This window comes from Lachnospiraceae bacterium JLR.KK002, from assembly GCA_036941025.1.
In the GTDB taxonomy this organism is placed as follows: domain Bacteria; phylum Bacillota; class Clostridia; order Lachnospirales; family Lachnospiraceae; genus Petralouisia.
The window spans coordinates 2,081,508-2,107,697 of sequence record JAYMNP010000001.1; the positions used below are offsets into that span (position 1 = coordinate 2,081,508).

Sequence of the window (26,190 nt, forward strand, 5' to 3'; positions counted from 1 at the left end):
TAGTGTTTTTTATACCAAGGAGGCATTTATGTTTGAACATCAAATTATAGAAGAAGTCAACCGATACTTAAAAGATGATTCTTATCAATATGCAATTCTTATAGATGGTGAATGGGGATGTGGTAAGACTTACTTTGTCAAACATATTCTTTTAGATAAAATCAAAGAACTTGAGCAAGATTCCAACAAAAGAACAGCAAAATACATTTCCTTGTATGGATGCAAGACAATTCAAGATATACAAGAGGCAATGGTATGGGTTTTTGCAGAAGAAGCAAAAAATTTTTTAGCACAAAGAACAACAAAGCATATAAATCCCATTATTAAAAACATCCCTAAATATATAAAACAAAAAGCTCCAAACAATATAGAACCTGCTATCGGAAATATACTGTCAACATCTAAAAAAATTCTAAATAAAGTTAGGGAAAAATTTCTACCAAATGTTAATGTTTTTGAATTCACTTCCGATTGGTTTTTAATGAAAGACTTCATATTCATTTTTGATGATTTAGAGAGATGCGACTGCCCTATCAATGAACTATTTGGATTTATAAATGGTCTTGTAGAACATGAGAACACAAAGGTTATCCTTATCGCAAACGAAAAGGAAATCTCCATGAAAGAACTCCATGTCCAAAAAGAACTCCAGTACTTTTTAGTTTTAAATGATAGGATTGAATGGAAAAAGAAAGAAGACTCAAATAACCATTATCATACTTATAATACGAACAATGGTAAAATCAAAATTTCTGAACTTGAAGAAAGAAGGAGGCTGCTTTTTTCTGATGAAATATATGATAGTCAATACAAAAAAATCCGAGAAAAATTAATAGGCATTACTTTACACTATCAACCAAATGTAAGAGAGATATGCAAACAGCTTATCTCAAATACCAGTTTAGACAATACTCTTGCCAAAGAATTAAATGAACATATTGACATATTCTACGATTATATGAACCAGTATTCTCATCATAACTTAAGAACATTTCAATTTTACATTTCAAAAATATCATATCTTTGTCAAAGATTGTCAGAATTATCAATTGACGATGACTATTTCGATGCTGTAATGTCATTTTTGATCCAAGACTGTTTTATTTGGGCTATCGAATTCAAGTCCGAATTTAAGCCACCAACAGATGAATGGCAGAAAATTCATTATGATGTAAGACCTAAATCCATAGCAGTAAAAAAATATGTTGAAACTGGAGAATTTGTTTCTGACGATTTTAAATCTGATATAAACAAGTATATAAACGAGCAATTAAGGGAGAAACTTTCAATTAATGATCCTGTTAATCAGTTATATAATGGTTATTACTACCATTCTCAAGAATGGTGCGAGAAACAGATTAAAAACATTAAAGATAGACTAACTGATGATAAATATCCTTTTTTTGTCTATCAAAAAATCATTATATTATTACAAAGACTCATAGATATTGGTTTTTCTTCAGAGTATTTGAATGAATTTAAATCAATTATGTTAAACAATATAAATAACAGCAATAATCCAGTTAAAATAGATTCTGATTTATTTTTTGTTGAAGATAAAGTATTTAAAGAAAAAGTACTATCACAACTCAGAGAACTAAATAATGCCATTGCTGAAAAAAGCGATCTCTCAAAAGAAAAAAGCATTATTGATATACTAAATGGCTCTGATTGGGCTCACGAACTGGATAACTTCGTTACAGACTATAGAATAAATTATGATCCCGACAGTGTATTATTCAGCAAAGCACCAACAGATATATGGATAAAAACAATTGCTAATTCAAATGCCGCTGATATAGATGAATTCAGACATATTTTAAATACTTTGTACTCATCAAATATTGTTCGCAGTAAAAATTGCCTTGATGACCTTTCTGCACTAAAAGATATTGATGAAGCAATAATTCCAGAGAATTATGATGATTTAATTATACGTGCTAACTTAGGTTGGTTAAAGAAACAAATTACATCAATTTTAGAGCATTATCAAAAAAGATTAGAATAAATATGCGTATAGAGTTCCCCGTATGTAGATTGTATCTAATATCAAATCTAACTAGTGTCTGCTGATTAGGTTGCAAACACTTGATTTTACTGACTTTTGCCCCGTTTTCTGGTACAATAATTGCAAGGATTTTGACGAAAACAAATCGTTTTTCTTGCAGTTTTTTACAGATTTTGAGTATAAAGGAGCTAAAACAATGTACAAACCGATTGACAAGTTACAGCATTCATTCCTCGATTTCAACCAGCCTATGGGACTCCACATGAATCCGGATAACCGTTGGATCAAACTGGCTGACCGCATCCCATGGGACGAGTTTGAAGTAAAATATGCCAAGCTGTTTCCAAGTGATACGGGCAATGTTGCCAAGCCTCTTCGTATGGCATTAGGAGCTCTGATCATCCAGACCAAGTTCCAGTATTCCGACCGTGAGCTTGTAGAACAGATCGCAGAGAATCCGTATCTGCAATACTTTATCGGGCTTCCTGGATTTCGGGAAGAAGCTCCGTTTGATGCAAGTACACTGGTTCTCTTCCGTAAACGCATTTCCGCAGAGATGCTGATGGAAGTAAACGAGTATCTTCTTTCCCATAAGGATGATGACAAAGATGACCATACTCCTCCATCCGTAGGAAAATCCGGTGATGATGGTACTGCAAAAGAAGATACAAACAAAGGAACGCTGACCCTTGATGCAACCTGTGCACCTGCAAACATACGTTATCCGCAGGACATCTCGCTTTTGAACGAAGCAAGAGAGAAGCTGGAAAACATCATTTACCGATTTTGTAAATGTTATGGTCTTAAGCTGCCCAGAAGATACCGCAAACGCGCCAGAAAAGAGTATCTTGCATTTGCCAAGAGCAGAAAGCACACGGCAAAGAAAATCCGCAGCGCAATCCGCAGACAGCTTGGCTATGTGAAAAGAGATCTTGGCTATTTGGAACAGTTCATGAGTGATGGATACGCCATGGCAGGTAAGGATATCGACTTGTATCTTACCATCATCAAGCTGCATGAACAGCAACAGTATATGTATGATAACAGAGTCCATTCTGTGGAGCATCGCATTGTAAGCATTGCGCAGCCATGGCTTCGACCGATTGTCAGAGGTAAGGTCAAAGCACCTGTTGAATTTGGTGCAAAATTTGATCTCAGTCTTGACAGCGAAGGTTACGGGCGTATCGAAAAAATATCTTTTGAGGCATACAACGAGAGTACCTGCCTGATTGAAGCAATAGAGCGTTTCAAAGAACGTACTGGTTATTATCCGGAACGTGTTCTGGCAGATCAGATATATCGGACCAGGGAAAACAGGAGTTATTGCAAGGAGCATGGGATCCGGTTATCAGGTCCAAAGCTGGGCAGACCAAGTGCCACAGCAAAAGTTGATAAAAAGCAAGAGTATCAGGATAATACCGATAGAATCGAAGTGGAGCGCACCTTCAGCCTGAGCAAACGCTGCTATGGTATGAGCTGCATTACCACAAAACTGGAAGAAACGCAGCTGACTTCTATTGCATTATCTGTATTCGTGACGAATCTGTTCAGGATTCAGAGGCGAATACTTTGCGCTCTTTTGCATCTGTTCCGATTCTGGCATGACCGGAGCAGATGTAAGAGTTGGAAGTTGCAGATAGCTACTTAATCAGCAGACACTAACTAAGAAGGCAAAAAAGATAGGAAACCAGAAAACATCTTGAAAGTGTGATGACAGTTAGAAGCTCTGCAAAGTTCAACTGGAAACGTATGCAAAAAAATAAAATTTAGAAGCAAAATAGAAGCACTCCAAAAAAACAAACGCTACACCCCCTATAAACACTGGGCTGTAGCGTTTTCCCTATCTACTCGAACTCAATTGTTCCAGGCGGCTTTCCGGTACAGTCATACAGTACCCGATTAACCCCCTTCACCTCATTCACAATTCGGTTGGTAACTTTCTGCAACACTTCCCAGGGAATCTGCGCCGCTTCTGCAGTCATAAAGTCAGAGGTATTCACAGCCCGGAGGGCCACTGCATAGTCATAAGTTCTGAAATCCCCCATAACGCCCACGGAACGCATGTTGGTCAAAGCTGCAAAATACTGGCCCAGGTCTTTATCCAGTCCGGCTTTTGCGATTTCTTCCCGATAAATATAATCCGCCTCCTGGACAATCTTCACCTTTTCTTCCGTCACCTCGCCGATGATACGGATTCCAAGGCCAGGACCCGGAAATGGCTGGCGGAATACAAGATATTCCGGAATGCCAAGCTCCAGTCCGGCTTTGCGGACTTCATCCTTGAAAAGCATACGAAGGGGTTCAATGATTTCCCTGAAATCCACCACATCCGGAAGGCCTCCCACATTGTGGTGAGATTTAATGACAGCGGATTTCCCAAGGCCTGATTCTATTACGTCCGGATAAATGGTACCCTGCACCAGAAAATCCACAGCACCGATTTTTTTTGCTTCCTCTTCAAATACGCGAATAAATTCTGAACCGATAATTTTTCGTTTTTCTTCCGGCTCCGTAATGCCTTTCAGCTTTTCATAATACCGCTGCTGTGCGTTGACACGGATAAAGTTCAATTCATATTCCCCGTTGGGGCCAAATACTTTTTCCACTTCATCCCCCTCATTTTTGCGGAGCAGGCCATGATCCACAAAAACGCAGGTCAGTTGTTTTCCCACTGCTTTTGAGAGCAGCACTGCAGCTACAGAAGAATCCACGCCGCCGGACAGAGCGCAGAGCACTTTACCACCGCCGATTTTCTCCCGCAGACTCTGAATAGTGGTTTCCACAAAAGAATCCATTTTCCAGTCCCCGGCACAGCCGCATACTTTAAAAACAAAATTTTCAAGCATTTTCATACCTTCTCTGGTATGCATAACTTCCGGATGGAACTGGGTTGCATACAGTTTCTTTTCCGGAAATGACATTGCGGCAACCGGACAGACAGGAGTATGAGCAGTAATTCGGAAGCCCTCCGGCACCTGAGCAATATAATCCGTATGACTCATCCAGCAGACACTTTCTGAAGATGTGTCATCAAACAAAATATCTGTGGTATCAACGGACACCTTTGTATGGCCGTACTCACTGACAGGTGCGGTATTTACCGTTCCGCCCAGTAAATGGGCCATTAGCTGGGAGCCATAACAGATTCCCAGTATGGGAATTCCAAATTCAAATATTTCTTTGGAGCAACTGGGAGAGGTATCTTCATAAACGCTGTTTGGCCCTCCGGTGAAAATAATACCTTTCGGTTTCATGGCTTTTATTTCGTCCAGATTCATGGTATGAGATTTTACCTCACAGTATACATTACATTCCCGTACGCGCCGGGCAATGAGCTGATTGTACTGTCCGCCGAAATCAAGAACGATGACTGTTTCTCTATCCAAAATTTTTCCCTCCTGTGTTGTATGGCAGAAGAAAATTCTGCTGTTTATGAAAGCTACTGGAAAATACAGGGATATTTCTGGAAAATACTCCCATATTTTACAGCAGCTTTTCATGGAGTTTTGATTCTTATATGATTTTGATGATTTCCCATTCCGGAAGATTGAGCATGTCTACTACCGAACCATCGTCTAACTGAATCATGGGCCGGGTAAGATGTTTGGCATTAATCATAACAATGTTCGCACTCTGTCCGTTATTCAGCAATACCCGATTATTCTGATAGGTGTTTGCAATACGGTTCAGGAATGTCAGGATATATTTGGGACTGTATAACTGAAGTCCGTCTTTTTCAAACATGTCAATTGCCTGGAAAGGACATAAAGGGGAGCGGTAGGAACGGGCTGCGGTCATTGCATCGTATACATCTGCAATGGCAATAATTTCCGCAAAATCATCAATCTGGTCAGCCTTCAACTTCTGAGGATAACCGGAACCGTCACAACGCTCGTGGTGCATCAGAGCTGCTTTTTTGATGCGTTCATCGATGGACAGATATCTCAAAAGATTGTAGCTTGTTACAGGATGCTGCTGAATCAAAGCAAACTCCTCATCTGTGTATTTTCCCGGTTTGTTCAGAATCTCATCCGGAATCTGAACTTTTCCAATATCATGGAAGAGACCGCACAGAGTCAGCACATCCATGTCTTCCACTGAAAAATGGAGCCATTTTCCCATCTGCCGGGCAATCAGTGCCACATTCAGACAGTGGGAATATACACTGTCATCATCCAGCCGCATATTGTGCAGTTTATCAAATAAATCTACGGTAGTTTTAGTCAGAGAAGTCAGTTTGGAACATTCATTCAGAACCTTGCTTATGTCAATGGGCTGTGTTGGATTCTGAATGATGCCGTCCAGTAAACTCCGAATAGAATTTACCTCTTTCGTATATTCAATCTGATATGCCATAAATTCCGGCTGAGATTTCACTTTCTGAGAATAGGATGGATTGGAAGCCCGGCTGGGATTCGGCATACTGACATTTTTATTTTTATCTGTTTCCGGGGTTGACCGGGTTCCCACAGGAACTTCTGCAGAAGCAGAAGCTATCCCATAATAAGAGAGACGGTCAATCAATGCAGAGGTCAGAACAGTACCGGCATCCATAACCATCTGTCCGCTGTTAGTATAAACCGGTTCTACAACCTTCATGCCGGGACGTAAATCTCTGATAGGATAATTCTTCATTTGTGTTTCCCCCTGTTACATTATAAAAAAATCCATAAAACATACAAATTCAAACTACTCATTTAAGTATAAAAATAAAGGCAACATTTGTCAAGAAAGAAATACTTGACAGAATAAAAAAAAGGTAGTATGTTAATGGGGAAGAAAGATTGAAAACCGAATATTGTTATACTGAATAGAATGTATCTGTTCTGTCAGTTATTAATTTCTCTTATTCAGAGTGGTGGAGATACATAGGATCTGTGAAGCCACGGCAACCCCTCTACGGAAGGTGCCAACCTGAGCGAGTAATCGAACAATAAGAGGATTTGAAAATCTTTTGTAAGAGTCGGGTCCGCTTATTTGTTAAGCGGACTTTTTTATCTTACAGGATTAGGACGTCACGCTAATGCGTGAAAGTATTTCCTGTAAGCAAAAATTATTATACACAGGTCACGGAGAGAAAGTGGAGCTGTCCGCTTTGTTCTCTAAAAGCAAATGTTAATACCTGGCTACATAAGGTACAGTAAACAGGAGGAAAAAAATGGAAAAAAGATTATTTACATCAGAATCAGTAACAGAGGGACATCCGGACAAATTATGTGACGCAGTATCAGATGCGATTTTGGATGCGTTAATGGCGAAAGATCCTATGAGCCGGGTAGCATGTGAAACCGCGGCATGTACCGGATTTGTTCTCGTAACAGGAGAAATCACCACAAAAGCGGAAATTGATATTCCCCAGATTGTCAGAGATACCGTAAAGGAAATTGGCTACACAGATGCTGCCATGGGATTTGACGGAAATACCTGCGCAGTTATGGTTGCACTGGATAAACAGTCAGCAGATATTGCCATGGGTGTGGACAAGGCGCTGGAAGCAAAAGAAAATAAAATGTCCGAAGAAGAACTGGAGGCAATCGGCGCCGGAGACCAGGGTATGATGTTTGGTTATGCCACCAATGAGACACCGGAGCTGATGCCATATCCCATTTCTCTGGCACACCGTCTGGCTCTTCAGCTTACAAAAGTTCGCAAAGAAGGTACCTTGAAATACCTGAGGCCAGACGGAAAAACACAGGTTTCTGTAGAATACGACGAACAGGGCCAGCCCAGACGCCTGGAAGCGGTAGTTCTGTCCACACAGCATGACCCGGAGGTAAGCCAGGAACAGATTCATTCAGATATCCGAAAATATGTATTTGACCCCATTCTGCCGCAGGAACTGGTAGATGAGGATACGAAATTTTTCATCAATCCCACCGGACGTTTCGTAATTGGCGGACCCCAGGGAGACGCCGGACTGACCGGACGGAAAATTATTGTGGATACATATGGCGGATATGCCCGTCATGGCGGCGGAGCTTTTTCCGGTAAGGACTGCACCAAGGTAGACCGTTCCGCAGCTTATGCATCCCGCTATGTTGCAAAAAATATTGTGGCAGCAGGACTTGCAGACAAATGTGAAATTCAGTTGTCCTATGCTATTGGTGTTGCACAGCCTACCTCCGTTATGGTAGATACTTTTGGCTCCGGAAAGATTTCCGACGAGAAACTGGTAGAAATCATCCGAGAGAACTTTGATCTTCGTCCGGCAGGAATTATCAAAATGCTGGATTTAAGACGTCCTATCTATAAACAGACAGCAGCCTATGGACATTTTGGACGAAATGATCTGAATCTGCCCTGGGAAGCAACTGATAAAGCAGAAGTTTTGAAAAAATATTTGTAAAAATATACGGGTAATATTATCTGATATCCGGCCTTTTGCCATAGAAACGGCAGAAGGCCGGATATTTTTCTTCTGCAGGAAATCCTCTGCTACTCCAAAGTATAAAAATATCTTTTGGTACTTTTATTTCTGATTTTCTGCACGAGGATATCTGCGAATCCATAACAAAACTCTGCAAAATCCAAATTATGTACAAAAGCAGTTCCCTCGGTGGGGTAAATCAGATAACTATTTTCTTGAGTTTCCGCAAACTGCACTGAAAAAATGAATATGCCTATTAAAAGTACCAATCTGCCATTTTTTGAATGCAGTCGAGAGGCAGCATCTGCGAGTAGAGGTACCGGAAATAAGCCCCGCCGGAACCGGACTGTGGGAGAACTATTCTTTTCTCTATTCAGACGGCCAGCTTAAGGCAAAGCTGACGGTAAGCCGGACGCTTCGTCCGAAACCAGAGCCTGATGCCCTCTTTCGCATACGAGAGTATGCCGATGATGCCTTTTGCCAGCCGGTAATAGCTGAAGCCCACTTTCTCCTTTATGGGAGCAGCCGTTTTTATGATGGAGACTTTAAGGGCATTCGTCTCCGGCTTCATGGACAGGTGTGCCAGGAATGCCATGCATAAGGTGATATAAAAATTTAAAGCGTTGATGGCTTTGAGTCTCCGTACCCTGAAATGCTCAAAGCGAAATACCTGTTTTTTGCAGCGGAAATACTCCTCAATGCGCCATCTGGAAAAGTAGAGCTTTGCAATCCGGATGACATCTTCCCTGGAACTGATTTTTTTATTTGTAGCCAGCATCATGGGATGCTCCGTGATACCGTAGACCAGGACAAGGTAGATGTCCTTTCTGGAAGCCGTGATCTGCACTTTCACATGGGAAAGATAGGCATCATGGTTTTTGCCTTTATAATAAAGCGGCATTTTGATCTTGCCCTTGCGCTGTTCCCGAAGATGTGTCGCCGGGACCCATTTCCCATGGAAAAGGAGTTTGCGCTTTGTCGTAAGGCGGATGACGTAGTCCTGTTCCAGCCCATGGAGTTTCAGGAACATCTTGTTGTCATCGTATCCCCTGTCCATGACGAAAGTGGCCTTTCCGAACAGGGAGGCTGCCTGTTCCATTGCTGAAAAAGTCACATCATTGATGGATGTGAAGTCTTTCTCTTTCGAAGAATGGACCTTAGAGAGGATACTGACGGGATGGCCATTCTTCGTAAGGGCGCAGGCTTCTGTGACATGGTAGCCTTTTTCATAGACGTTCTTTGTGTCCGTGCTTTTGGAGCCATCCCTGACGAGGCCAGGGGATTCAAACTTGCGGCCATCCGGTTTCACGATATCGCTGTCATCGATATGGACGACAGGTTCATCCGGAATCCATTTGCGTATGGTGTAAAGGTATGATTTCTGCGCTTTTCCAGGAATCCCTTTATTCAAATGCCTGGTGAGCCGCTCTACGGAATTGACTTTTTTGGAACGTTCGTGGAGCTGGTCTACGATGTCGGTCAACAGGCAACTTCCGGAAGCGAGGATGCCGTAAGTCATATCGGCAATAAACTTTTTGTCCGGTTTTGAAAGCTTTTTGGAAATTTTATTAGAAAAAGTTAAAATTTCCCGTTTCAAAGTGTAGGTATTTGATGTAAAATGAGCCATAAGGAATCCTCCTCTTTTTTGTTTAGTGGATAATTGTTGTGGCGACTTTATTTTACATCAAAAAGGAAGAAGATTCCTTATATTTTAGGCATTTTACAAAAATTGTAGATGGTGATATGTGGATAATTGGACTTTTTTGGATAGAACTGCGGAAACTCAAGAACTATTTTATGTTGCTTTTTATTCTCTGTTGTGATAAACTATAATTATTCTATATAGAAATGTTCTAATTGGATTAGAGGCGATTGGTTGGAAACAAAAGGCGGATTCTATATCACACAGATAAAGCAGCTCCAGGACAGAATCTTTGAGCGGTTATTACTGGAATATGGAATTGAAATAAGCGGCGGGCAGGGAAGAATTCTGTTTATCCTGTGGAAGACGGATCATCTTACTGTCAGTGAAATCAGTGAAAAAACTTCTCTTGCCAAAAACACCGTATCTGTTGTCATAAACGGTATGGTAAAAAAGGGAATTGTAGAAAGAAATATTAATCCTCAGAACCGTCGGCAGACTATTATATCACTGACAGAATATGCAAAATCTCTGCAGGAAAAATATGAAATGGTATCACAGCAGATGAACGAAATATTTTATCAGGGTTTCTCTGAGGATGAACAGAAACAGTTTGAGCAACATCTTACGAGAATACTTGATACATTAACAGAATATCTGCATACAGGCAAATAATTGAAAACAGGAGGACTTCCGTTGAAAACAAGAGAAGAAATAATTGAATTTATTCAGAAACAAAAAGTAGCTTTTATTGCCTCTGTAGACGAAGATGGTTTTCCCAATATGAAAGCCATGTTTATACCGCGTAAAATAGACGGCGACTGTTTTTATTTCTCAACAAATACTTCCTCTATGCGCTCACAGCAGTTTATGAAAAATCCAAAGGCAAGCATATATTTTTACAATAAAGGACGTTTTAAGTATGAAGGCATTATGCTGACAGGCACCATGGAAGTTTTGCAGGATGATGACATAAAACAGGAAATATGGTGTACCGGAGATACGATGTATTACAAACTGGGTGTAACCGACCCTGATTATAGTGTACTGAAATTTACAGCAATAAAGGGCAGACATTATTGTAATCTGAAATCAGAAAGTTTCCATATGAAAGAGCTGACGTAATGAATAATCCGGGGTGAAATCCATCACCTGTCCGGCGGATGGAAATCATCAATCCGTTTAGTCGGAAATCGCGTTTCCGTTAAAAAGGAAATCGCTTTATCTATAAAAACCTTATAATGAGTCATGCACCAGTTGGTGTAAATTCATTATAAGGAGGTCACGATTATGACCAAGTACAGAGAAATCATTCGCCTTACCGGACTGGGATTCTCACAACGCGATATCATGGCCAGCTGTGGTGTCGCACAGAAAACTGTCGTCAAGGTTCAGAAACGTGCCAGAGAATTAAAACTTTCATGGCCGCTTGATGAAGCAATGACCGACACAGAACTTCAAAGGCTCATGTTCTCTAAGGAGAACAGGGTATCACCTAACAAGCGTATGCCTGACTACAATTACATCCATAAGGAGCTGCTCCGCAATGGAGTCAGTAAAAAGCTTCTGTGGACAGAATACATGGAGGACTGCCGTGCGAATGGTGAGGAACCGCTCATGTATTCCCAGTTCTGCTATCACATCCAGCAGGATGAGCAGAAACGACGCGCTACCATGCATATCAACCGCAAACCCGGCGAACAGGTTGAAGTAGACTGGGCAGGGGATCCGGCAACGATCATCGATCCGGATACAGGAGAAATCATCAAAGCCTACATATTTGTTGGTGTGATGACTTACAGCCAGTATGCATATGTGGAAGCATGTATGGATATGAAGCAGAAGTCATGGATCAATGCCCACATTCATATGTACGAATATTTTGGCGGCGTTGCCAGAATACTCGTACCGGACAACTGCAAAACTGCAGTTGTCCATAATGGTGGATTTAAGGACCAACAAATCAATGAAACATATCAGGAAATGGCCGAACACTATGGCACCGCTATTATTCCGGCGCGTGTCAGGTCACCTAAGGATAAGCCGAATGCTGAAGGAACGGTAGGAAACATATCTGCCTGGATTACAGCGGCACTTCGGAAGGAACAGTTCTTTTCCCTTGCCGAATTAAACCGTGCAATCAGAGACAAGCTCGAACTGTTCAACCAAAGGCTCTTTCAGAAAAAAGAGGGCAGTCGGCGAAGCTTATTTCTTGGGGAAGAAAAACCATTGCTGGCACCATTACCTGCTACCCGTTTTGAACTGAGTGACTGGAAAACAGCCACCGTGCAGTTCAATTATCACATATCTGTGGACGGAATGCTATACTCAGTTCCGTATGAATACATCAAAAAGAAAGTTGATGTCAAGGTAACAGATACCACTATTGAGATTTTTTACAACCATAACCGCATTGCTTCCCATCGCCGTTTGAAAGGACGTACCGGGCAGTACAGCACTGTTACAGAGCATATGCCTGAAGACCATCAGAAATATCTGGAATGGAACGGCAACCGCTTCCGTAAGTGGGCTGAGCGGATTGGCATAAATACATACACTGCAGTCAATGCGATATTGACCTCCAAAGGTGTGGAACAGCAGACCTATCGGAGCTGTATGGGACTTCTAAAGCTTGCCGAGAAATATTCAGATGCATTGCTGGAAGCTGCCTGTAAAAAGGCGTTATCCTATACAGCATCGCCGAGTTACAAGAGCATTAAAAACATCCTTGTAACTGGTTCTGACAAGCCTGCATCAAAAACAACCGATACCAAGACCACACAGAAAGCACGCGGCATCACAAGAGGCGCCGACTATTATCGGAGGTAAATACACATATGACCAATCAGAGTACAATTGATAAATTGATCGAAATGCGCCTTACAGCTATGGCAGATGCATTCCGTAACCAGCTGGATAGTCCCAAATGCAGGGAACTTCCATTTGATGATCAATTCGGTATGCTGGTAGATATCGAATATAGCAGTCGTAAAAATAATCGTCTCAATAGACTGATCATGAATGCCGGATTCGACCAGCCGGAAGCAAATATCATGGATATCAACTACACTTCCGGGCGCAAGTTGAACAAGGAACTGATTCGAAGACTTGCCACTTGCGAATATATATCTGAACACCGGAATCTTTTTATTACCGGCGCTACAGGCTGTGGTAAAACTTACATGACCTGTGCCTTTGGCATGGAGGCTTGTAAGCAGTATTTCAATACCAAGTATGTCCGCCTTCCTGATCTGCTTATTGACTTAGAGATGGCACGGACAGATGGCAGCTACAAAAAAGTCATGGCTAAGTATGCCAATCCTGTTGTCCTGATTCTGGATGAATGGCTTCTATTGAAACCAACAGATTCGGAACAAAGGGATATCTTCGAACTGCTCCACCGGAGACGCAAGAAATCTTCAACGATTTTCTGCTCCCAGTATGAATTTGAGGAGTGGTATGACCAACTGGGTGGTAATGACAGCCCACTGGCAGATGCAATCATTGATCGCATTGCCCATGACAGTTATCGTATCAACATCACAAGCATTGATGCCGAGCATGACATCTCAATGCGTGAGGTCTATGGATTAGACAAAACATTACGCGAGTAAACTTGCATAAGATGATTTCCACTTCCCGGACATCTGATTTCCAGACTTCCGGAAGTGCGATTTCATCGCACAAGAATATTCAGGTTGGGGTAATTTTATATTTGACCGCGGTATTATTTGGCGGTTACACTACTTCCACTAAATCACATAATTCCGCCATGTTTGACTTCCCCTTTCATCTTATATATTTTCTTAGGCGTTTGCGAAACGCCAGAACCCACATAAATACGGGATTCTCTTTGTTACAAAATAAAACAACTCCTCACTGGTCTGTGGTATAATTGAAATGTCCAGTAACAATTATCCATATCCACCAGTAAAGGAGTCGTATCTATATGATAACACATAAACAGCTCTCTTTGGCAGATATTTTTACCGATTGCCAAAATAAATTTGATAATGATAAATATCAGTTCCTTGCACTTCTCGAAAATACCATCAACTTAGATGAAATGGTCCCAGTGTCCTTTATTTCTCATTTCCATGCTGCCACTGGCAGGCCCCGTAAGCATCTGCTTTATCCAATGCTCAGGGCTCTGTTATTACAGCTTATCTTCTCAATCCCAACAACATCCCTGCTGATCATATTCCTGAAATACTCCCAGGAACTGCGGGACTTCTGTGGGTTTGATGTTGTCCCGGATGCCTCTAAATTCACCCGGTTCAAACAGGATTTTTTATCGGACTTACAATCCATGTTCGATCATCTTGCTGACTTGACCGAACCGATCTGCCATTGTATTGATACACAGAAAGCTTCCATGCTTCTCTTTGACACCTCCGGCATTGAGGCATGGGTTACAGAAAACAATCCCAAATATGCCAACCGTATCATCAAACAGCTGAAAGCCTTCAAAAAAGCAAAAGGGATGGCCGATTCCTTTGACCCTTATAAAGCCGCCTACGGCTCCATGCCTTCCCATGCTGCCGCCAGTCCAGCCATTCAGCAGATGTACATTAACGGGCATTTCTGTTATGCTTATAAATTCGGCATTATTACCAACGGACTCGGCATTGTCCGGGATATTTCCTTTTATAACAAGGACTTTCTTGCGGCTCATCCTGACATCATTGTTGGAAAAAAATCTGATTCCCCGGATGAAGATAAGAGTCTTGCCGATTCCAGGGCATTGATTCCCACTTTAAAGGATTTCTTTCGCAAGCATCCGCTTATCAATCCGAAAACTTTTCTGGGAGACGCCGCATTTGATTCCATTGAAATCTACAAATACCTGTTACAGGAAGCTTCCTTTGAGCAGGCTTACATTCCCCTCAACGGCAGAATCTCCCTTCCAAAATCCGACTGCCCGCTGAATAAGGACGGCATCCCCTGCTGCCCCAAAGACCCATCCCTTCCAATGAAACGGGAAGGAAGCAAATCCCATCTCCGCTGCGGACTGCCAACCATGAAGTTTGTATGCCCGAAAATGAAATGGGAATATGATAAATCAACCGGTAAGAGCAAACGCGTCTGCCACTGTGAAAATCCCTGTACTGAATCCCCCTGCGGCAGGATGTTTTATATTTATCCCGAGAAAAACCTGCGCGCCTATCCTGGTACGCTCCGTAGTACGGCCGAATGGGATTCCACCTATAAGATCAGAGTAAATGTTGAGAAATCAATCAACCATTTCAAGGACAGCTTCTGTGTTGCCGGGCGTAAAACGCAGAATGAAAAAACGCTTCATGCTGACCTGCTTCTCGCCGGGATTACCCAGCTTATTACTGTAATGGTGGCTGATAAACTGCACAGGCATGAATATATCCGCAGTTTAAAACCTCTGATTGCATAACCTTACATACCGCATACCATTTCACGGGCAGATATCCTTATCTGCTTTGTTTTCATGTCTTAAAATCCTTGTTATCCACATCCACCTCCTGTAAGTCCGGCTCAACCGGGCCTTTGCCCTATTGGAATCAAGATTTTGAACTTGTTTCGCAATTACCTATATAGTGTCTGCTGATTAAGCAAATATTTGCAACTTCCAACTCTTACATCTGCTCCAGTTACACCAAAATCGGATCAGATACAAAAGAGCATAAAGTATTCGCCTCTGAATCTTGAATAGATTCATCACAAATACAGATAATGCGACAGAAGTTAACTGCGTTTCCTCCAGCTTGGTGGTAATACAGTCCATGCCATAGCAGCGTTTGCTTAAGCTAAAAGTACGTTCCACTTCGATTCTGTCAGTATTATCCTGATACTCTTGTTTTTTATCAACTTTTACTGCAGCACTTGGTCTGCCCAGTTTTGGTCCTGACAGACGGATCCCATGCTCTTTGCAATAACTCCTGTTTTCTCTGGTCCGGTATATCTGATCTGCCAGCACACGTTTCGGATAATAACCGGTGCGTTCCTTGAAGCGTTCTACCGCTTCAATCAGGCAGGTGCTCTCGTTATATGCTTCAAACGATATTTTTTCGATGCGTCCGTATCCTTCACTGTCAAGGCTTAGATCAAACTTTGCACCAAATTCAACTGGGGCTTTTACTTTCCCCCTGACAATAGGACGAAGCCATGGCTGCGAGATGCTTACGATACGATGTTCCACTGAGTGTACTTTGTTATCGTACATGTACTTCTGCTGCTCGTACAGCGTGATGATAGTCAGATACAAACTAATTTCTTTATCTGTCATCGCATATCCGTCGCTCATGAACTTTTCCAGATATCCGATGTCTCTTGCAACGTAACCAAGCTGTTTGCGCAGTGCCTTCCTGATTTTCTTTGCACTATGTTTTTTACTTTTGGCAAATGAAAGATAATCTTTTCTGGCACGTCTTCTATAGCGTCTTGGCAGTGGAAGACCATAGGATTTGCAAAAACGGTAAATGATGGTTTCCAGTTTCTCCCTTGCTTCGTTCAGGAGTGAAATATCCTGGGGATAACGGATGTCTGCCGGTGCACAGGTTGCGTCCAGTGTCAGTGTTCCTTTGTTTGTGTCTTCTTTCAAAGCGTCATTATCGCCGGAGTTTCCGGAAGATGGTGGTGTATTGTTGTCATCATCTTTGTGAGCAAGAAGATACTCATTTACTTCCATCAGCATTTCAGCAGAAATGCGTTTGCGAAAAAGAACCAGTGTGCTTGCATCAAACGGAGCTTCTTCCTGATAGCCGGGAAGTCCGATAAAGTACTGCAGATATGGATTCTCTGTGATCTGTTCCACGAGTTCACGATCAGAATACTGGAACTTGGTCTGGATGATCAGGGCTCCTAACGCCATCCGAAATGGCTTGGCAACATTACCCGTACCACTCGGGAACAGTCTGGCATATTTTACTTCAAATTCATCCCATGGGATTCGGTCAGCCAGTTTGATCCAGCGGTTATCCGAGTTCATGTGGAGTCCCATAGGCTGGTTGAAATCGAGAAACGAGTGGTGTAACTTGTTAATAGGTTTGTACATTGATTTAGCCCCTTTATACATAAAATATGCAGAATAACTGCAAGAAAAACGGTTTGATTTTATCAAAATCCTTGCAGGTATTATACCATAAAATGCGGTAAAAGTCGGTAAAATCAAGTGTTTTAAACCTAATCAGCAGACACTATATATATTTTCTGGCAGCAAAAAAGAGCCTGTTTTTACGACTGGCTCTAAAGTCGTTTTTTAAGATTGTGCTTCCTGCTGCAGCACATATGCACCCGCATATTTTTCTCTTGCGTTCCGCTGCCCAATTTTCTATTTTATAGATAGAAAAAGGTAAAGCCTCTTTCTCTCACGATAGCGAACATTTACAAGATGAGCATTTGTTATTTGCTCCAAGGCAGAAATTCAGATATAAAATCAGGTAATTGATTAGCATTCAACAACCATGCAACTATTATGACAAACGTGATAACTAGACACGCAATATTCAATGCTTTAACGTTAAAAAAATTTGTATTCTTCTCATTTATTGTAAAAATAAACTTAACTAAAATATAAATGGTATTGATAAGAATAAATGCCAAAAAATCAATCACTAACAATAATCTGAATATACTTACCATTGATATGTTTTGCAAAACAGATGTAGAAAATGTAATACCACCTACAAAAGCCAATACAATAGCTGCAAAAATTCCCAGTATGGATATATACTCTTTTTCAACACTTTTAATTTCCTTTTGCAAGTTTTCCTTGGCTTCCTTGATACTGTTAGCAAAAATATTATTAACATTTTCTATCTGATGCAACGCAAGTTGAAAATGGTCATAAATTTTAACTATCAATTTTTTACTATCCTCTGCAACATTATTATTTTCGTCCAAAGAATATAACAACAATTTTTCTAGATTAGTTGCAAAAATACCTCGTTGTGCCATTTCTAATGAAAAAACATAATTGCTTATCTCTGAATATAGTATCCTGTCTAACTTATTAGGTGATGCAATATAAGCATTGATGTTTTCAACTGTCTTCTGCGGGTCATATTTTTTCGTTTCTAGTGTTAATGCTTTACAAATTGCATTTATTGTCTGTATAATGGGGTTAAAACCCTCGCCTTTAGGCGAAACCTTTAGGTAAACCCCATAGCTTCAAGTTTAGAAAAGGTGAAAACAGAGATACTAAACTTGAGGTGAAAGAAATGGAAAATTACAGAAAGTCAGCACATTGCACATACGATATCAAGTACCATTTAGTCTGGATAACAAAATATCGAAAACCAGTGATAACAGGAAAAATAGCGATAAGAACAAGAGAACTCATCAGAATCATCTGCCAGAGCAATGAAGTAGAAATACTGGCAGGACATGTTGGAAATGACCATATCCATCTGTTGGTATCCGTTCCGCCGCATTTGTCAGCGAGTAAGTTGGTACAGTATATAAAAGGGAATACGTCGCGAAAATTGCAGATGGAATATAAAGAATTAAATAAGCAATTCTGGGGTCAACACTTGTGGGCAAGAGGCTATTTTGTAGCAAGCAGTGGAAATGTAACAGATGAAATCATCAAGGAGTATATCAAGAATCAAGATCTGCAAGAGAGGAGCAATTCTGATAACTTTGAGATAGGATAAAAGTAATGGGATACCGATAACTTGCAGCATGCACAACTTTAGGCTGCTTTAGCAGCATGTTGAACCTACCGGCTTTAGCCGGTAGTGGTTCAGTTTTCTTTTAGTATTATTGAATTTTTTTGACTGCTCCAAAGACATTGTTGTGTTATCCGTTGTTCGAAGCAGCACATCCAAACCATCATCAGCCATTAAAATACTCCCTTATTGCCTCAATTGTAATCTCATTGTTTTGATATGGAACATAAGCATCAATCCATGGTGACTGTTTATGCGTTAATGATACAAGGTCAGTAGCAGAATATTCTGAAAACTTATCTATAACCTTATCTATGAGTGACTTGTCTTCATCTAAAATAATGTCATCATGAAAACAAACTCTCTTAGAATTCCAAATATCATCCTCGACTAATACAATATAAGATTTGACAGTGGGAATATCTCCACTTCCATATTGCTTATACTCATGATATGCTTCTGGCACAACAGGGCCAAAATCCCATGCCTCAATTTTTTCATCAAAACAAAGAGTGTGGTCTTTTTTATTCGTCAAAAAATAAGCTTGTATGAAATAAAGCACTTTCTGGAGTTTAAGATTGGAAATGCCATAATCGTTCTCATTACTATAATTTATCACATGACGGCAAACATCTAATACGTTGTAGCTCATTATCTTGACCTCCTTCCTTTGTGAATACTTATTATATCACTTTTTATAGGATTTGTGGTAACTTTTAATAAATTTTTATGTTATCCAATCCACTATGATGATTTGATATGCGGCATCGTAAATCTCCTGCGTGCTTTTGCTTAGGTTGTCCTCACGGAAATCGGCAAGCTCACGCTGTACTTTTTCAGCCAGGTTTTGATTCAGGGACTGTCTGTACTTTTGGTAATCTAATCACACACCTCCTTGAAAATAAAATATGCTGAGGGATTTTCATTGTGAAAACCTCTCGGCTATGTAAAATATTATAAAATTGTAATAAAAAGTAAATAGCAATTGGAAGAAGTAGAGCTATTAATTTCAATTTCTATGTCTAAATACTAATTATTTATTTGGTTTCTTCTTTATTGAATCAATATTTTATTTTCATATAATCTGAAATTATCTTTTAACTCATAACACAATAAAGATGCACTTTCCTGATTTGGTACTATTATAGTTTCCAAATCATCAAGCGTAAATTTTAGAGTATATCTCTGTATCATATGATTATTTAATTTTTCTTTTTCTTTCTCATTATCCACTGTTTCTGGCATAAGTCGATTACAATAACCATCTATTTTAACGCCAGTATCCTTAAACGGTGGTAAATATCTCCATTCTCGTTCATCATAGAATGGTTTAGAATTTAATGTCATATCATGACTGTATTCTTTAAGAAATCCAGCATAGTTCATAAAAGCGTCCATCAATTCAAGCGCATTAGGTCTATCCATATTTTCATCATCTAATTTTAATGCATTTTGCACTACAACCCATTGTAAGTGATTATATGCATTATATATTTCAGAACCTTTTATCATATAACTAATTGGATTGAGTCCTTTTTTTATACCCCATTCTTTTTTCATTCCAAGTCCAAATAAGCCATATTCTTTTCTATGCTCATCTGCTAACTTAATTGGTATATCCGTAAAACAAACCATCGGAATCCCAACTCTCGCTTCTTTATATTCTGGCATCATAAATGATATATCTTCAATGGCTGTCATTGGCCAAAATCCTTCTTTTAATATAGAAATCAATACATCAATATTTCTTGTAAAATGATATAAAAAATTTGAACTTGATTGATACCAGATAAGGATAAAAATAGATATGTATGGGCAGGAGCATAGATTTTCTCCTGCCACGCCTATATTTAGGCGGTTTGACGTTTGGTACGTTTTCCGTATTCACGTTCCATTTCCCGCATTTCTTCATCCGTTGGAATATCTACAATCCCGACATAGGAATAGTAGATGTCAATATCCTGTGTCCGTTTCCCGTCTTTTTTCTCGCATTCGTGGACTATGATTTTATCCACAAAAGTATTTAAAATTTCGGGCGTTAGCTCGTCAATACGGGTATATTTTTTGGTAACGGCTATCAGCTTGGAAACATTGGTTGCTTCTGTGTCGGCTTCACTGACTTCGGCTTTCAAGGCTTCGATTTCCTGTTTTAGCTGTTCCTGCTCGGCTTCATATCCATCTGACAGCTTGTAAAAGCGTTCGTCATTCAACTTTCCATTGACATTATCCTCATAGATTTTACGGAACAGGCGGTCAAGCTCTTCCATGCGCTTTTCGTCCTTTTCAATCTGTTTCTGCTTTGCGGATAATTCGTATCGGCGTTCCGCAAGGGTAGTGTCAATCTGTTGTCGGATAAATACCCTTTCAAACTGCTGTAAATAGGACAGGAAATGCTGAAGTTGTTTTAATACCAACTGGTATAGGGCATCTTCTCTGACATAATGCTGTGTGCATGCGCCGCTCCTGCTGTTTCCTTTATATTTGGAACAGCGGAAATACAGATAGCTCTTTGAGGAGCGCAGGCTTAGCTTTGTACCGCAGTCAGCACATTCCAGTAATCCTGTGAAAATGCTTGTCGCACCGTTTTTTGTCGGTCTGCGTTTATTTACCCGTATCATCTGCACTTTGTCCCATAGTTCCCTGTCAATAATAGGGGTGTGGGCATTTTCGATATACGTCCGCATTTCTTTTGCGGTAGGAATACGCTTTTTGCTCTTAAAGCCTAAGCGGGTAGATTTAAAATTTTCTGTAACACCGATATATGCCACGTTTTCAAGAATTAATGCTACTGTGGTAGATTCCCAATTATATGGGTTTCCTGACACGATTGCCGCTTCTAATCCTTTTGAAGCCTTATATGCGGATGGGGTTAATATTTTATCTTCCCAAAGTATATCAGCAATAGCAGATATTCCCTTTCCCTGCATACAGAGTGAAAATATCCTGCGGACAACTGCCGCAGCTTCCTCATCCACAAGCCAACGGGTTTTGTCATCTGGATTCCGTAAATATCCGTATGGCGGCGGTCCCAGATGTTCTCCTGCAAGCCCTTTCGCTTTCTTGACTTCCTTCACCTTTTTGCTCGTGCTTTTTGGATACCATTCGTTGAATAGGTTGGTAAATGCGGCAAATTCGTTGCTCTCAAGGCTGCCCGTGTCCACGTTGTCCATGATGGCGATGAACCTCACGCCCGCTTCGGGGTAGATGATTTCGGAGTAAGAGCCAACCTCGATATAATTCCTGCCGAAGCGTGATAAGTCTTTGACAATGACGGTCTTTACAAGCCCTTTTTCAATGTCCGCCGACATTTCCTTAAAGCTTGGGCGGTCAAAATTTGTACCCGTATAGCCGTCGTCCACATAGAATTTCGGGTTAGGGAAACCGTGTTCTTTTGCGTATTTCATCAGATATTCTTTCTGGTTTACGATGCTGTTGCTTTCACCTTCCCGCCCATCATCTTGGCTTAATCTACAATATAATGCCGTGAATTCTTCCTGCTGTCTTTTCATAAAGCTCTCCTTTCCGACAGCAGACACGGTATTGTGAAGTGTAGGTACAGTGTACCACATCTGTCCTCAAACTTCAACGCTTTAAAGCGGTAATTCTTCCGCTGCCTGTTATTCCCCGTCATCATCACCCCAATTCTCATTATCATAAAATCCATATCCCTGTGCGCCACGCCGAAAAATATCCGTAAGCATTACAAGCAAATCCCTCCCGTCTTTTCGGAAGTGGGCGTTGACGGTGTATTCCGTGCCGCCGATTTTCTCGGTAATGCTCATCGGCTCTGGGATGCGGACAAGGGGCGTGACGTTCTGGACAGGCGGCAAAGGGGGATATATTTTGTCGGGATTTACCATAGGGACATTCTTGTATTCCTCCATAATCGCCTGTATTTCTTCCTCGGACAGTCTGCTCATCGCAATGATTCCTCCCTCCTGCGGTCTGTTTTTACTGGCTGTTTCTGCCGATTCGACCTCTGATTTTCAATCGTATCATGGATTTGGTTTAAGCAGTCATCAATGTGTGCGGAGCGTCTTTCAATCCCGTCTGCATATTTCAGACGTTTCCTAAGCTCCGTTATCTGCTCCGTTACGCCCTGCTTTTCTTCCCGAATTTTTTCTTTTTCGGCTGGTGTGGCACGGCGTACCTTGTTCCGCAAATGCTGTCGGTAGTCAATCAGTTTATTCATTTCGGTCTGGTTTTTCTCTCTGTCGGCGTGTAAGTCGGAGAGGGTTGAGATGTTATGCTTTGACATATACCTTACCTGTGCGGTAATCTCGTCCAGTTTCCGCAGCTCCTCTTTCATCATCGGGCTTGTCGGCTTGTAGTCCGTGCCTTTGGGGAATATCCCTAACTGATAGCACCAGTAGTAATACAACGCTAAAATTCCCATGGTTTTCTGATGCGGTTTCCATGCGTTTTTGTACTGCTCTGGCATATGCGGGGAGTAGGAAATTCTTGCTTTGTAGTTCCCATATCGGGAAGTCCCGCCTAAACATGACCGTATGAAATCGGGTGTCAGCCGCTCGTCAAGCGTGTCTAACCTTGTGAAGTGCTTGTACTGTGGCAGCTTCATCTTCCAATGACCGCCCGAAAAATCAACCTCATATCCTTTATCGGTAAGGTATTTTATCATGTGCTGTAAATCCCTGCTCCCGTTGATTGCCTCCCTTAAATCCTCCCGATAGACGTTGTACCGTGTCGGCTTTCCGCTTTTTTCGTCCAGATACAGCGGTCTTGACGGTGCTTTCTTCGGGTTTTCAATTACCGACAAACTGTACTCTCGGCATAAGCGGTCGGACACTTCCCGCAACCGTTTCTGCTCCGATTTTGAGTAATTGTATTTGCTCCCATCCAGATAAGAAACGGAGTTAAAGCAGAAATGGTTGTGGAGATGTCCTTTGTCAAGGTGGGTGGCAACGATTATCTGGTATTTATCACCCCACATTTCCCTTGCCAGTTTCAATCCGATTTCGTGGCATTGTTCGGGCGTTACCTCGTCTGGCTTGAAGCTCTGGTAGCCGTGCCATGCGATATACCCGCCTGTCTTTTGGTACTGTTTCTTCGTCAAAATCATCTGCTGTAAGGCGGTTTCTTTCAGACAGTTGACAGCGGAAACATACTCGCCTTCATTTGTTTTTGACGTATTCTCCACATAGGAAAACACGTCAAAGAAGTCCTGCATATCTTGATTCTGCACGGTCTTTTCTGGGTTTTCTATATAGTCAATCACATCTTTTATGCTCCCTTTGACATGCCATAGGCTCGTTACCGCCATATCAGACCGCCCCCTTGTTCCGTCAATTCTTCTATGCTGAACCGTTGTGGGAGAGTAGATTTCTGTTGCAGTTCTAAGATAAAATCCTCAATCTCCTTACAGATTTCAACGGCGGTTGGATAGTAGGGGACACATTTTTTGAAAGCGTCATGCACCTCATAGAGCCTGTTTAACAGCTCCCAAAACTCGGTTTTAGGCTGTGACTGCGGGGCGTTTCCTTTGCATAACTGGCGCATAAATTCTGCTGCGGACAGACCGCAAGCGGCGGCGCACTGCTTTAATTTTTCATGTTCTTCCTCGTTCAGTCGGACGGTAATCGGGACATTCCGCACGTCCTTTTCTGATTTTTCTTTGCTCATTTTCCTTAATCCTCCAGTCTTATTTTTCTTTCTTCGGGGCAGACAGGGGCTGTTCCCTGGGTGAAGTCCACACGCCTTTAGGCTGTGGATTGGATTGTGGCTGACACAATCCGATGCTCGCTATCTCTGTGGACAACTCCGCAGAGCATTTTTCTGTGTAGCCGACATCTTCCATACCTGTCTTACCCTCCGAAAAGAAAATCCTATGTCCTTTCCACCTCCGTTCTGGATTCGGTTTCTCTTAACTTTTGGATAAATGAAAAAGCCGCTACACTGCACTACGAACGACAGGAGTATTTTCTCCTGTTCGGATTCGCAATGCTATGTAACGGCTTTGGGATTCAAAACCTTGCTGCCATACGCCAGCCGAAAAGGACGGCTTACGTTCGGCGACAGTCAGCTTTATCCATTGGCTGACATTCCATTCTTCCATCTATGTGCTATTTAATTTTCAATCTTCAAGATTACTTCCTGCGTTTCTTAAATTTCTCCTTTGCATACTCATAGGATTCTTGGATATATGGTTTCAATTCCTCGAATGTCTGTTCAGAGGGGTTCAATGCACATATCCACGCCATCCATGCGTAGACGGGATGGGGGAGTATCTCATTCAATACGGTAAAGTCGTAATCCATATCTACAACGCCGCCCGCTGGTGGACGTTTTGGGACTGTTCCAAACAATTCCGTAAAAGTGCTTTTCCGTATTCCCAAATTCACACGGTAGACGTTCTCTCTGTTTAAATCAGAGCCTTTGTCATTATCGCCATCCTTTTCCTTAACTGTCAATATATAAACGCCACGCTTCAGTACATGGTCTGGGTTATAGAAAATCCCTTTCTCGCCCCAACTCTCAACTAAGACTGTTCCCTCAAGATTTTGAAGGCAGTAATTCAATATTTTATCTGGTGTCATTCTGACAGCTCCATTTCTGTCTTACTTCTAATTCTCCTATGAGTATTTTAGAATATCATAGCGGCTATATTTGTGTCAAGATTTTGGGCAAATTTTTTAGTATTCCCTGTGGACAGGAATTTTATTCATCAATTTTAGTAATTAGGCGGGGGATTTTTATCCCCCACCCAATAGCCCGTCAAAAAGCAGTCTTTATTAGCTGGTTATAAAATCTTCCGCAGCTTTTTCCGCAGATGGTCTAGCCTTGCATAGATAGCCCCTGTTGTCAATCCAACAAGCGGGGCAATTTCCTTTGTGGAATAACCCTGCATTTTCAGCAGGATGATTTGCAGGGTACGCCTGTCCACCGCAAGCAATGCCCGATACAGAGTTTCGTCCTCAATCTCGTCCAGTAAATCAGCAACCGTCTTTACCTCTGTATGCCGTTCTTTGTCTGCCATCCCCTCAAGGTATTCGCCAAAGTCGCTTGTCCAATGGTAAAACCGTCTGTTGGAATTGAAGTCTGCCCTGTCATCAGTACGGATTTGTTCAATGGTGGTTTCATTAACGCCATGTTCCCGCAATATTTTTTCCTCGGCTTCTTTCCAGATAAGCCATTTCCTGTTCTCCCGTCCGTTGTTGTATGCCATTCTTTTTTCCTCCAATCTGAAATTTTTGAAATGTAATAATCCAGATTGGAAAGGCGGCGAACGGCAGCCAACAGCAAAAACAGCCCTTCGGCACATTCCGATAAAAAACCACAAAAGAAAAACCGCAAAGGCTCTGTGACCTCTACGGTTATAGGAGATACATATTCTGTTGAGTTGAGATTCTACTTCTGGTTTCATGGTGAGAAGTAGCCTTGCATGGTCGGGGATAATTTTTTTAACTGGCTTCCTGCCAATCCCCGATATGCTATGTATAAGTCAAATCTGCGTTGCATGAGCAGATAGGTTACTGCCCGAAAAAAGGACATAAAAACCTGCTAACAAAAGTCA

22 protein-coding genes, 1 pseudogene and 1 riboswitch are annotated in these 26,190 nt (G+C 41.4%); of the genes and pseudogenes, 9 read left to right on the forward strand and 14 right to left on the reverse strand.

What is annotated here, in order from left to right:
• The first annotated feature begins 28 nt into the window (after positions 1-28).
• Together VSQ32_10030 and VSQ32_10035 are read left to right on the forward strand one after the other, a co-directional pair.
• Positions 29-2,008, forward strand: coding sequence for a P-loop NTPase fold protein (locus VSQ32_10030; GenBank protein MEH2943186.1), 1,980 nt, complete (start codon positions 29-31; stop codon positions 2,006-2,008).
• Between the two features lie 196 nt (positions 2,009-2,204).
• Positions 2,205-3,656 (forward strand): IS5 family transposase, encoded by a 1,452-nt coding sequence (locus VSQ32_10035; GenBank protein MEH2943187.1) that lies wholly within the window; start codon positions 2,205-2,207, stop codon positions 3,654-3,656.
• 196 nt (positions 3,657-3,852) lie between these two features.
• On the opposite strand, the gene guaA is transcribed toward VSQ32_10035, so the two are convergent.
• Both guaA and VSQ32_10045 read right to left on the reverse strand, forming a co-directional pair.
• Positions 3,853-5,394 carry a glutamine-hydrolyzing GMP synthase gene (guaA, locus tag VSQ32_10040; GenBank protein ID MEH2943188.1) on the reverse strand — a complete coding sequence of 514 codons (1,542 nt, stop codon included), beginning with the start codon at positions 5,392-5,394 and terminating at the stop codon, positions 3,853-3,855.
• Between the two features lie 127 nt (positions 5,395-5,521).
• The gene (locus VSQ32_10045; protein MEH2943189.1) at positions 5,522-6,643 is read right to left on the reverse strand and encodes an HD-GYP domain-containing protein; all 1,122 of its coding nucleotides are present in this window, start codon (positions 6,641-6,643) and stop codon (positions 5,522-5,524) included.
• Positions 6,644-6,851: 208 nt separating this feature from the next.
• Positions 6,852-6,948: riboswitch (SAM riboswitch) on the forward strand.
• Positions 6,949-7,166: 218 nt separating this feature from the next.
• Here VSQ32_10045 and metK point away from each other — a divergent pair.
• Entirely contained in the window at positions 7,167-8,354 is a 1,188-nt protein-coding gene (gene metK, locus VSQ32_10050) for a methionine adenosyltransferase (GenBank protein ID MEH2943190.1), read from the forward strand.
• A 394-nt stretch (positions 8,355-8,748) separates the two neighbouring features.
• Here metK and VSQ32_10055 read toward each other — a convergent pair whose 3' ends face one another.
• Entirely contained in the window at positions 8,749-10,002 is a 1,254-nt protein-coding gene (locus VSQ32_10055) for a transposase (protein MEH2943191.1), read from the reverse strand.
• Between the two features lie 249 nt (positions 10,003-10,251).
• On the opposite strand from VSQ32_10055, the gene VSQ32_10060 reads away from it, so the two are divergent.
• The 5 genes and pseudogenes from VSQ32_10060 to VSQ32_10080 all read left to right on the forward strand — a co-directional run bounded on the left by VSQ32_10060 (position 10,252) and on the right by VSQ32_10080 (position 15,362).
• The gene (locus VSQ32_10060) at positions 10,252-10,692 is read left to right on the forward strand and encodes a MarR family winged helix-turn-helix transcriptional regulator (GenBank protein ID MEH2943192.1); all 441 of its coding nucleotides are present in this window, start codon (positions 10,252-10,254) and stop codon (positions 10,690-10,692) included.
• Between the two features lie 21 nt (positions 10,693-10,713).
• Entirely contained in the window at positions 10,714-11,142 is a 429-nt protein-coding gene (locus VSQ32_10065) for a pyridoxamine 5'-phosphate oxidase family protein (protein MEH2943193.1), read from the forward strand.
• Positions 11,143-11,307: 165 nt separating this feature from the next.
• A complete protein-coding gene (gene istA, locus VSQ32_10070) occupies positions 11,308-12,846 on the forward strand; it encodes an IS21 family transposase (protein ID MEH2943194.1) in 1,539 nt (512 codons plus the stop codon).
• Positions 12,847-12,854: 8 nt separating this feature from the next.
• Positions 12,855-13,631 carry an IS21-like element helper ATPase IstB gene (istB, locus tag VSQ32_10075; protein ID MEH2943195.1) on the forward strand — a complete coding sequence of 259 codons (777 nt, stop codon included), beginning with the start codon at positions 12,855-12,857 and terminating at the stop codon, positions 13,629-13,631.
• A gap of 335 nt (positions 13,632-13,966) precedes the next feature.
• A pseudogene (locus VSQ32_10080) lies at positions 13,967-15,362 on the forward strand (transposase).
• Between the two features lie 236 nt (positions 15,363-15,598).
• Here the strand turns inward: VSQ32_10080 and VSQ32_10085 are convergent.
• Positions 15,599-17,044 (reverse strand): IS5 family transposase, encoded by a 1,446-nt coding sequence (locus VSQ32_10085; GenBank protein MEH2943196.1) that lies wholly within the window; start codon positions 17,042-17,044, stop codon positions 15,599-15,601.
• A gap of 347 nt (positions 17,045-17,391) precedes the next feature.
• Complete coding sequence (locus VSQ32_10090; GenBank protein MEH2943197.1) at positions 17,392-17,946, reverse strand: hypothetical protein; 555 nt, start codon at positions 17,944-17,946, stop codon at positions 17,392-17,394.
• A gap of 263 nt (positions 17,947-18,209) precedes the next feature.
• On the opposite strand from VSQ32_10090, the gene tnpA reads away from it, so the two are divergent.
• Complete coding sequence (gene tnpA, locus VSQ32_10095) at positions 18,210-18,644, forward strand: IS200/IS605 family transposase (protein ID MEH2943198.1); 435 nt, start codon at positions 18,210-18,212, stop codon at positions 18,642-18,644.
• A gap of 181 nt (positions 18,645-18,825) precedes the next feature.
• On the opposite strand, the gene VSQ32_10100 is transcribed toward tnpA, so the two are convergent.
• The 9 genes from VSQ32_10100 to VSQ32_10140 form a co-directional block, all read right to left on the reverse strand.
• Positions 18,826-19,311: a type II toxin-antitoxin system antitoxin SocA domain-containing protein gene (locus VSQ32_10100; protein ID MEH2943199.1), complete on the reverse strand. Its 486-nt coding sequence runs from the start codon at positions 19,309-19,311 to the stop codon at positions 18,826-18,828.
• Between the two features lie 75 nt (positions 19,312-19,386).
• Positions 19,387-19,515: a DUF3848 domain-containing protein gene (locus VSQ32_10105; protein ID MEH2943200.1), complete on the reverse strand. Its 129-nt coding sequence runs from the start codon at positions 19,513-19,515 to the stop codon at positions 19,387-19,389.
• A gap of 197 nt (positions 19,516-19,712) precedes the next feature.
• On the reverse strand, positions 19,713-20,360 hold the full coding sequence (locus VSQ32_10110) for an abortive infection system antitoxin AbiGi family protein (GenBank protein ID MEH2943201.1): 648 nt from the start codon (positions 20,358-20,360) through the stop codon (positions 19,713-19,715).
• Between the two features lie 149 nt (positions 20,361-20,509).
• Entirely contained in the window at positions 20,510-22,168 is a 1,659-nt protein-coding gene (locus VSQ32_10115) for a DUF4368 domain-containing protein (protein ID MEH2943202.1), read from the reverse strand.
• 108 nt (positions 22,169-22,276) lie between these two features.
• Positions 22,277-22,579, reverse strand: coding sequence for a hypothetical protein (locus tag VSQ32_10120; GenBank protein MEH2943203.1), 303 nt, complete (start codon positions 22,577-22,579; stop codon positions 22,277-22,279).
• Positions 22,576-23,940, reverse strand: a complete 1,365-nt coding sequence (locus VSQ32_10125) for a relaxase/mobilization nuclease domain-containing protein (protein MEH2943204.1) — start codon at positions 23,938-23,940, stop codon at positions 22,576-22,578. Before VSQ32_10125 ends, VSQ32_10120 begins: the two co-directional genes overlap by 4 nt.
• On the reverse strand, positions 23,931-24,299 hold the full coding sequence (locus tag VSQ32_10130; protein MEH2943205.1) for a hypothetical protein: 369 nt from the start codon (positions 24,297-24,299) through the stop codon (positions 23,931-23,933). Before VSQ32_10130 ends, VSQ32_10125 begins: the two co-directional genes overlap by 10 nt.
• 464 nt (positions 24,300-24,763) lie before the next feature.
• Positions 24,764-25,213, reverse strand: a complete 450-nt coding sequence (locus tag VSQ32_10135; GenBank protein ID MEH2943206.1) for a DUF6194 family protein — start codon at positions 25,211-25,213, stop codon at positions 24,764-24,766.
• 203 nt (positions 25,214-25,416) lie between these two features.
• Positions 25,417-25,842 carry a sigma-70 family RNA polymerase sigma factor gene (locus tag VSQ32_10140; GenBank protein MEH2943207.1) on the reverse strand — a complete coding sequence of 142 codons (426 nt, stop codon included), beginning with the start codon at positions 25,840-25,842 and terminating at the stop codon, positions 25,417-25,419.
• Positions 25,843-26,190 lie beyond the last annotated feature (348 nt).